Here is a 2,991-nt window from a genome sequence, read left to right on the forward strand (position 1 = left end):
AACGGGTTTGGCGCCGAAGCCGTCAGCTTCGGCACGGGGAGCGTCTCCATCTCAACCGTTGCGAGCGATATCATCAACTCCGGCGTGGACGGTATCAATGCGGTCAACGTGGCGACGGCGATTGCAGCCGGCGCGAGTTCAACCGCAAGCGTGTCCGTCTCCGGCACGATAAATTCTGGTGTCGATCTGACTCCGAACGGTTCCCAGCCGGCCGGAATCGCCGCAGGTTACGTTCCAGGATCGGTGAATGCCCCGAACGCCAACGTCAACGGTACCGTCAGCGTCGACAACTTTGCCAAGATTACCGCGCTAGCCGGTTGGGGAATCGACGCATTCAACTGGGGCAACGGAAATGTGACGCTAACCGATGAGACGAACACCACGGTTTCGGGCGCCCAATACGGGATCGCCGCCTATTCTCTAGGCCCAACCTCCGGAAGCGTGACGGTCAATGTCGGTACCGGCGCAACAATTTCCGCCGGCACTCTCATGGGGCTGGATGGCATCGCAGCTTTCGAGAACAACCCCGGGAACGTTTTGGTTACGACCTCTGCGGGCGATCTGATCAATTCCGGTGGAATCGGGATTGGTGCGGGCAATTCAGCGGCGAGCGCGCCAGCCAGCAGCCAGATATCGATAACCTCGATCGGAACCATAAACTCTGGGTTCAACATGCCGACGGGCGGCGGCCTATCCGGTGGCATTTGGGCGGGTTACGGAACCGGGACGATCAGCACCAGCATCCAAGGCAACGTCCTTGTCGATAACAGCGCCATTATCAATGCGGCGTCCGGCGCCGGAATAGGGCTTTACAATTGGGGCGTCGGCAATCTGACGGCCACTCTCGAAACTTCCTCGGCAATAACCGCGCAGGCCATAGGCGTGAATGCCTATGCACTCGGCGGCGGGAATGTTTCGATCACCAATCATGGGACGATAACGGTTGCGGGCGGCGTTGGAATTTCTGCTGGCACAGGCAACGGAGTTGCCAACAGTGTGAGCGGCACCGTTTCCGTCACGAACTCCGGTACGATTACCGCACTTGGCTCGCCCTTCAGCCCGGTCGTGCAAATCAACAACGGCAGCACGCAAGCCGCGACCTTCACCAACGCCGTTGGTGGCTCCGTCGTTGCCGGCGAATTTGCGGTGAGCGGTCAAAATTTTGCCCTCGCCGACTACCTTGGCGCGATCACCGTCAACAATTCGGGCGTTCTGACCGGCGATGTGATGCTGGGTACGGCGAACTTCAACAACAATGCCAGCGGCACCTGGAATATCCGCGGCGCCAATTTCTTCGGTGCCGGCGCCAACACGATCACCAATTCCGGGACCGTCAATATTTTCGGCGTGAGTTCGCTGGCCGCCGGGACGCTTGCGCTTGCCAACTCCGGCGTCATCAATGTCAACACGAATGCGGCCGCCCAGATCGGAGCTGCAGTAACGGGAAGCGGTTCGTTTTCCGTTGCCGATCGTGCCGAACTCGAATTCGTGAACACCGTCGGTCCGGGACAGACCATCACTTTCTCCAGTGGCCGCGGTTTGCTGACGCTAGACGATCCCTCGGGCTTCAGTCCGACCGCGACCATCGCCAAACTTGCCGTCGGTGACGCTATCCTTCTGGAAGGTATCTCGGTCTCGAGCGCCAGCGTCAGCGGCTCTACCCTGTCGATCGACAACAACCAGCTGACCTTTAACGTCACGAGCGCGACGGGATCATTCACGCAGGAAGCGTTCAGCGTCCTTTTCAGCTCGCCTTCCGGAAGCGAGATCGTGCTCCTACCTAGTCCCCCCACCGCGCTTTTGACCGGATCAATCGGCGCGCAGTCTTTCAGTGCGACAACGTCGCAGTTCTACCAGCTGTCGGGCGCAACGATTACCAGCAGCACGGCGAACGGGCTGAATATCGCGGCGACCGATAGCCTTTCGACCGATACCATCTTCGTCGAGGCCAACCAGGCCTCTTCGGTGACGGTGACGGGTGCCTTCAACGGGATCAACGTCACCACCACCGGCGCCGGCATAGCGATCACAAACGCGGGCAACATTTCGTCGTCCGGAGCCGTCGGCATCTTCGCCAACTCGGGAGGCGGCTCGGCAACGATCGTCGATTACGGCAACGTAACCGGCAACACCTTCGCCATCCAGGGCGTCACCAGCGGGCTCGGGCCGCTCACGATCCTTGTCGGTGGATCGGCGACCATCACGGGAAATACTGCGGCAGCGGGTTCAAGAGGGATACTTGCAATTACCTTGGCCGGCAGTTCCGATGTGACCACGCTGCAGGGCGTGACCATCAACGCCGCGGGCTACGGTATCTTGGCCGCAAATCAGGGGACCTCCGTTCCCCAGGCCGACAACAGTTCGATTACGATCGCAGCCGCCGGTTCGATCAACTCAGGACTCGGCACAACCACAAGCGGCGTTTCCGCGATCCTGGCGGGCTATTTCGGCGGAACCAGCACGCCGACCACCATACCGAACCCGCCGCTCTCCGGAATCTTCGGCAATGTCGACGTCAGCAGCACGGCCACCATCAATGCCAAGACCGGATCCGGCATCACTGCCTTCAACTATGGGACTGGAAACGTCTCCGTTTCCAATTCCGGTTCGATCACGGCGAACGCCGCAGTAGCTCCGACCGCGGCCTTCGCCCAGCTCGGAATCGGCGCCAACGTCTATGGCGTGGGCAATCTGTCGGTAGTCGATGCCGCAAATACCACGATCTCGTCGGGCAGCACCGGCATTGCTGCTTCGGATCAAGCCACGGTCGTCGGTGCAGCGACGCCGGCCAGCGTCACGGTTGTCATGCTGGGAACGGTCGATTCGGGCGCGAACGTGGACAGGTCTGGAGGTCCCCCGGCGGGAATCGTCTCCGGTATCAACCCCGGCGTTGCCGATGTTTTCAACCCGAATGTTTTTGGCAACATAGTCGTGAACGACGCCGGCAGCATTACCGCTGCGGCGGGCGATGGCATGCGCATCTTCAACTAC

Annotated in this window: 1 protein-coding gene; it reads left to right on the forward strand. The window is 60.5% G+C overall.

Annotation, left to right across the window (positions count from 1 at the left end; all coding sequences use genetic code 11):
* Positions 1-2,991 (forward strand): hypothetical protein (locus tag VGY55_10070; protein HEV2970327.1); only part of this gene is annotated, 2,991 nt, incomplete at both ends.

The sequence above is a fragment of the Pirellulales bacterium genome (assembly GCA_035939775.1).
GTDB lineage: Bacteria > Planctomycetota > Planctomycetia > Pirellulales > DATAWG01 > DASZFO01.